Origin of the sequence: Parvibaculum sp. (genome assembly GCF_049672805.1) — a bacterium.
In the GTDB taxonomy this organism is placed as follows: domain Bacteria; phylum Pseudomonadota; class Alphaproteobacteria; order Parvibaculales; family Parvibaculaceae; genus Parvibaculum.
Map to the genome: position 1 here is coordinate 1 of NZ_JBATWS010000417.1, position 5,803 is coordinate 5,803.

The 5,803-nt window shown below is 62.5% G+C and carries 8 protein-coding genes; all 8 read right to left on the reverse strand.

The features are described 5' to 3' along the window. Positions 1-54: 54 nt before the first annotated feature. A complete protein-coding gene (locus tag WBF74_RS12895) occupies positions 55-912 on the reverse strand; it encodes a lysophospholipid acyltransferase family protein (RefSeq protein WP_424440549.1) in 858 nt (285 codons plus the stop codon). Between the two features lie 38 nt (positions 913-950). Then, positions 951-1,436 carry a Fur family transcriptional regulator gene (locus WBF74_RS12900; RefSeq protein ID WP_424440551.1) on the reverse strand — a complete coding sequence of 162 codons (486 nt, stop codon included), beginning with the start codon at positions 1,434-1,436 and terminating at the stop codon, positions 951-953. A 95-nt stretch (positions 1,437-1,531) separates the two neighbouring features. After that, positions 1,532-2,011 (reverse strand): GNAT family N-acetyltransferase, encoded by a 480-nt coding sequence (locus WBF74_RS12905; protein ID WP_424440553.1) that lies wholly within the window; start codon positions 2,009-2,011, stop codon positions 1,532-1,534. After that, positions 2,008-2,703, reverse strand: coding sequence for a tRNA (adenosine(37)-N6)-threonylcarbamoyltransferase complex dimerization subunit type 1 TsaB (gene tsaB, locus WBF74_RS12910; RefSeq protein WP_424440555.1), 696 nt, complete (start codon positions 2,701-2,703; stop codon positions 2,008-2,010). The genes WBF74_RS12905 and tsaB overlap by 4 nt, the downstream gene beginning before the upstream one ends. Before the next feature lie 35 nt (positions 2,704-2,738). Then, complete coding sequence (locus WBF74_RS12915; protein ID WP_424440557.1) at positions 2,739-3,332, reverse strand: malonic semialdehyde reductase; 594 nt, start codon at positions 3,330-3,332, stop codon at positions 2,739-2,741. 56 nt (positions 3,333-3,388) lie between these two features. Continuing rightward, positions 3,389-3,952 carry a NifU family protein gene (locus WBF74_RS12920; protein WP_424440559.1) on the reverse strand — a complete coding sequence of 188 codons (564 nt, stop codon included), beginning with the start codon at positions 3,950-3,952 and terminating at the stop codon, positions 3,389-3,391. A gap of 176 nt (positions 3,953-4,128) precedes the next feature. Beyond that, positions 4,129-4,659 carry a universal stress protein gene (locus WBF74_RS12925; protein ID WP_424440561.1) on the reverse strand — a complete coding sequence of 177 codons (531 nt, stop codon included), beginning with the start codon at positions 4,657-4,659 and terminating at the stop codon, positions 4,129-4,131. A gap of 104 nt (positions 4,660-4,763) precedes the next feature. Further along, positions 4,764-5,803 (reverse strand): PQQ-dependent sugar dehydrogenase (locus WBF74_RS12930; protein ID WP_424440563.1); only part of this gene is annotated, 1,040 nt, incomplete at its 5' end.

Below are 5,803 nucleotides of genomic sequence, written 5' to 3' on the forward strand. Positions count from 1 at the left end.
GCCTATCACGGATCGGCCGGCTTCTGCGACCGCTTTGGGCCTCAATAGCCCGTCTCAGGCCCCTGCCGCAAGCGGTTGGGCGGGCTCTTCCATCACGGCTTCGGGAGCTTTAGCGGGTGTTCCGCCCCGCAGCGCCCGGATAAGCCCCTCCCGGCAGCGGTCCTCGCAATAGGCGGCGAGCGCCTTGCGATTGCCGATTTCGCGGATGGTGACAGGCTTGTGATACTCCACCACCACCTCGATGGGGCCGAGCGTGAATGCCTCCCAGAGATGGGGGAAAAGCTCCATATCCCCATACCAGGCGAAAAAGGGCCGGAAATAGCGGCCCATCGGCATGCCATAAAGCCTGGTATAGGCGACGGAAAGCGGCTGGACGACGAGATCGTCCTCCCGGTCTTCCTCGCCATTGACGATGGTGAGCTGGGCGACGCTCATCAGCGCGCTCTTGAAAGGCAGTACGCGGTTGCCATCGCTCGAGGTGCCCTCGGGGAAAAGCACCAGCCGGTCGCCCTCGGCAATGCGCGAATGGATTTCATTGCGCGAATGGGTGGTGCGGGTGCGGCGCTCGCGCTCCACAAAGACGGTGCGCTGAAGTTTTGCCAGCGTGCCGAAAAAGGGCCAGCCCGCCACTTCGCTTTTCGCAACAAAGGAGCAGGGCTCAAGCGAGGCGATGACGGGAATATCCAGCCATGAGGTGTGGTTGGCGACGATCAGGCAGGCGCCCTTGCGATAGGGCTCGCCACGGCGAACAACGCGGATGCCGACCAGCCAGCATAGGAAACGGTGATAGCGGTTCGGCAGCGTGTCCGCATAGGACAGGCCGAATTTCAGCCCTGCCCATTGCACCGGCATCAGAATGAGTGCCGACAGCATGAAACCTGCGAGAAGAACGGCAGCGCGCGCGGTTGCCATATGCGTCTTCCACCCCTCGGGCCGGATTCCGACCAGCCTTATTCCTGGTTCCCGGCTTCGGGCTTTTTTGTGCGGTTGAGCGGTACGCCATAAAGCTCGAGCCGATGATCGACAAGCTCATAGCCAAGCTCGCGCGCGATGATCTGCTGCAGCCGTTCGATTTCCTCATTGTGGAATTCGATGACGGTGCCGGTTTGCAGATCGATCAGGTGATCGTGATGTTCGTCCTGCACCTGCTCATAGCGCGAGCGGCCATCGCGGAAATCATGGCGCTCCAGAATGCCCGCCTCTTCAAAGAGACGCACCGTGCGATAGACAGTGGCGATCGAGATCTTGTTGTCCACGGCAGCAGCGCGACGATAGACCTCTTCCACATCCGGGTGATCGGTTGCGACGGAAAGAACGCGCGCAATCACGCGGCGCTGATCCGTCATCCGCATCCCTTTATCGATGCAAAGATTTTCGATCCGTTCCGGGTCGGCAGGCGTGTCTTCGGGGCGCAAGGCTGTAAATTTTTCGGTCATTTCGCGCATCATAGCCAACCGCCCTGTGCTTGTCATCCTCACGCACCTTTTCGCGCGATCACTATCGGGTGAAAAACCCTTCTCCGATCAAGGATTTATGACAGGGTGACAGGCGGCGGCAGGTCGAACTTCAGCGTCTGCGCGGCGACCGCGCCATCCTTGCGGCGATAGTAGCCGGGGCGCCTGCCAACCACGACAAAGCCGCAGGTTTCATAGAGGCGGCGCGCGGGGAGATTGTCTTCGGCGACTTCGAGGAAGAGCGCTTCCGCCCCGCCTGCCACCGCATGAGCCGCTGCCACTTCGAGAAGAAGACGGCCAAGCCCCCTGCCGCGCGCCTGCGGATGAACGCCGATGGTGAGGATTTCCGCTTCACCGCCGCCGAGCCGCGCAATCACCAGCCCGTCAAGCCCGCCCTCTGCTGCATCGGCGACATAGGCAAAGGCGCCGGGCATGGCGAGAAGCCGCGTGATGGAAGAAGCGTCCCAGGCCTCGTCGAAACAGGCGCCATGAAGTACCGCCATGGGTGCAGCAAGCGAGGCATCTGCCGGGCGGGGCTTTGTGCTCTCGCCGCTCATGCGGCCTCACCCGGATCGCGCCCGCCGGGGAGCTTTGCATCGGGCGCGCGGATATAAAGCGGCTCCGGTGCGACGCGGAATGCGTCAAGCCCCTGCGCCTCGATCCGTGAGCGTGCAATGCGCAGCAAGGCTGCAGCATCGGGCTGCGGGCGGGCAGGAGACAGGCGGAAAGACCTCGCCCCCTTCTCAAGCCTTTCAGCAAGAAGCGGCGCGCCTGTGCCCACCAGCAGAAGATTTCCTTGCGGCAGATGCGCCTCTGCCTCGCCAAGCCCCGGCAGAAGCGGTGGCGTCAGGGCTTCGAGATCATTTGCAAAAGCCTGCATATAGATTTCATCGCGCCGCGCATCGAATGTCGCGATGGTGATTTCATCCGCCGCAGCACCTGCAGGTTCTGCAATGGCTTCAAGCGTCGTCACCCCGACAAGCGGGAGAGAGCGGGCAAGCGCAAGACCGCGCGCCGCGGCAAGGCCGACACGAAGCCCGGTGAAAGTGCCGGGACCAACCGTGACAGCCAGCGCATCGAGATCGGCAAAGCCGATGCCTGCTTCTTTCAGCACGCAGTCCACAAGCGGCATCAGTGCTTCCGCATGGCCGCGCGTACGCTCTTCGAAATGCGCCACATGGAGATCGCCGCCGTCGCTCACAGCCGCCGAGAGCGCGCCTTGCGCCGTATCGAAGGCAAGCAGGATCAAGGGGGAGATTCTCCGTCTACGGATTAAAGATCAGATCAGATGATCTTGCAGGCATCATCGAAGGAGAGGCGCGGACTGCGCGGGAAAAGCCCTTTCGGGTCGCCATAGCCGAGATTGCAGAGGAAATTCGACTTGATCGTCGTGCCTGCGAAAAACACCTCATCCGCCTTCTTCATGTCGAAGCCGGACATGGGGCCGCAATCAAGGCCGAGCGAACGCGCGGCAATCATGAAATAGGCGCCCTGCAACGACCCGTTGCGGAAGGCGGTCTGCTCTGCCCATTCCGCCGACCAGTTGAACCAGGTCTTTGCTGTCAGATCATGCGGGAAAAGTTCCGGCAGGCGCTCATAGAACTCGACGTCATAGCCGAGCAGCGCCGTGACGGGGGCGGCCATGGTCTTTTCGAGATTGCCGGCGGAGACAACCGTGGCGAGCTTTTCCTTTGCCTCTTTCGACTTCACGAAGATGATGCGCGCGGGCGAGCAGTTGGCGCTGGTCGGCCCCCATTTCATCAGATCGTAAAGCGCCTTCAGCGTCTCGTCCGATACGGGTTTGTCCGTCCACGCATTATGTGTGCGCGCTTCGCGGAAAATAATGTCGAGCGACTTGTCATCAAGCGTGCGGCTCATGCCTGTTCTCCGGAGAATGATGATTTGGCTGCGCCGCGAGAGCGCGGTCGAGGACGTCAGACCTGACGCACTTCGACGACTTCGGGCACGTAATGCTTCAGCATGTTCTCCACGCCACGCTTCAGCGTGATGGTGGAGGAGGGGCAGCCTGCACAGGCACCCTGCATGTTGATGAAGACGATGCCGTCCTCATAGCCCTGAAAGGTAATGTCGCCGCCATCCTGCGCAACGGCGGGGCGGACGCGCGTATCAAGCACTTCCTTGATCTGCGACACGATCTCGGCATCCTCGCCTTCATGCGCGGCATGGCCGTCCTTGTCATCGCTGCTGCCGACGGCAAACAGAATAGGCGCGCCGCTGGTGAAATGCTCCATGATCGCACCGAGCAGAGCCGGCTTCATATGCTGCCACTCGCCACCCGATTTGGTGACTGTGATGAAATCGCTGCCGAAAAAGACACCGGCCACATGTTCCACCGCGAAAAGACGCATGGCGAGCGGCGAGCGCTCGGCGGCATCCCGCGTGGGAAAATCAGCCGCGCGACCTTCGCCCAGCACTTCGCGGCCGGGCAAAAACTTCAAGGTCGCCGGATTGGGCGTCGCCTCGGTCTGGATAAACATCGGGAAACCCTTTGCAACATGATCGCAGGGCGCGGGCCAGCCGCGCCGCCTATAGATGGACCGGCGGGACGCCGGAATCAAGGGAAGGCAGAGACGCTTGTTGCCGCATGGAAGGCCTGCTGACGGCACCCCGGATGCCACAATAGCCGGGAAACACCGGCAAAACCGCGAAAGCGTCAGGCGAGAAGGCGGAGCGCTTCTTCGCTGAGCGTGCCGGGTACCACCGTGACGGGGATCGGAAATGCCTTGTCGGAGGCGGCCGCCACCATGCTGACCAGCGGGCCCGGGCCTTCCTTGCCGCTGCCGGTCGCGAGCACGAGGATCGCGATATCCCTGTCTTCCTTGATAAGCTGCATCAACTGCTCGTCGCGCCGCCCCTCGCGGATCAGCAGTTCCGGCATGATGCCCGCATAGTCATGCACATGGGTGGCGAGGCGGTGGAGCAGTTCTTCGGCTTCCGCGCGCGCTTCCTCCTGCATGATGTTTTTCACGCCCAGCCATTGCTGCGAAGCCTCTCCCGGCTCGATCACGGCGAGGATCGTCACCACACCGTTTGTGTGGAGTGCGCGGAGGCTGGCGAAATGGAGAGCGACTTCTGATTCGGGCGTCCCGTCTGCGATGACGAGGAACTTGCGGGGCTTCCGCCCCGCGCCTGTCTGCGGCGCGGGCTCAGCCCCGACGGCGGATGATTTGTCGGTTTCACTCATGGGGCGGATGCTGCCACCGGGCAAGGCGGCGGGCAAGCCAGCTTTTTTCGCGGCTTATCCGGAAGAAAATGGCGGAAATCCGCCAGTTTTCCTCAGATACCCTCCTAGCGGGGATCAGGGAGAAGGATTTCTTCCTCCCCTGAAGCGCCGGATTCCGCCTCATCTTGCGCTGCGGGTTCAGCTTCCGCCTGCGGCTCGGGCATGGCCACGGGCTCGGTCGGCGTGATCCGCCAGACGATATTGGAGAGGTCATCCGCCACGATCACCGCGCCGCGCGGGTCCACCGTCACACCGACGGGGCGGCCGCGCGCATTGCCATCCTCGGTTAGGAAGCCGGTCGCGAAATCCACCGGATCGCCCGAAGGCATGCCATTTTCGAAGGGCACGAAGACGACCTTGTAGCCAGACGGCGGATTGCGGTTCCAGCTACCATGCTGGCCGACAAAGGCACCATTGGCGAAGCGGGGGCCGAGCGCTGCCGTGGAGAAATCAAGGCCGAGGGCTGCCACATGGGAGCCGAGCGCATAATCCGGCGTGATGGTGGAGGCGACCTTTTCCGCATCCTGCGGCTGGGCGCGGTAATCCACATTCCGGCCCCAATAGGCATAGGGCCAGCCATAAAAGCCGCCCTGCTGCACGGAGGTCAGATAATCCGGCACGAGGTTCGGGCCGATCTCGTCGCGCTCATTCACCACGGCCCAGAGCGTGTCCGTGCCGGGCTGGATCGCCAGCGCGGTCGGGTTGCGAAGCCCTGTTGCATATTGCCGGTGGAAACCCGTTTCCGCCTCTATCTGCCAGACGACCGCGCGGTCCACTTCCGCCGCCATGCCGCGCTCTGTGATGTTGCTGTTCGAACCGATGCCGACAAAGAGGTAGCGGCCATCGGCGCTTGCCGTCATGGCCTTGGTCCAGTGATGGTTGAGCTGCGAGGGCAGGTCCACCACCTTTTCGGGCGGGCCGCTCGCCTCCAACTGGCCGGGCCGATAGTCGAAGCGCACCAACGCGTCCTGATTGGCGACATAGATCGTGTCATTCGCAAAGGCGAGGCCGTAAGGCGCGTTGAGATCGCCCGCAAAGATGCCGCGATATTCATAAGTGCCGTCGCCATCGGCATCGCGCAGAATGGTCACGCGGTTGCCGCCGG

What these genes read in the sequence shown, in the direction of transcription:
- WBF74_RS12905 (WP_424440553.1), bottom strand. Translation starts at nt 2,011, where the DNA reads ATGAGCGGCGAGAGCACAAAGCCCCGCCCGGCAGATGCCTCGCTTGCT.
- WBF74_RS12920 (WP_424440559.1), bottom strand. Translation starts at nt 3,952, where the DNA reads ATGTTTATCCAGACCGAGGCGACGCCCAATCCGGCGACCTTGAAGTTT.
- WBF74_RS12900 (WP_424440551.1), bottom strand. Translation starts at nt 1,436, where the DNA reads ATGACCGAAAAATTTACAGCCTTGCGCCCCGAAGACACGCCTGCCGAC.
- WBF74_RS12915 (WP_424440557.1), bottom strand. Translation starts at nt 3,332, where the DNA reads ATGAGCCGCACGCTTGATGACAAGTCGCTCGACATTATTTTCCGCGAA.
- WBF74_RS12925 (WP_424440561.1), bottom strand. Translation starts at nt 4,659, where the DNA reads ATGAGTGAAACCGACAAATCATCCGCCGTCGGGGCTGAGCCCGCGCCG.
- WBF74_RS12895 (WP_424440549.1), bottom strand. Translation starts at nt 912, where the DNA reads ATGGCAACCGCGCGCGCTGCCGTTCTTCTCGCAGGTTTCATGCTGTCG.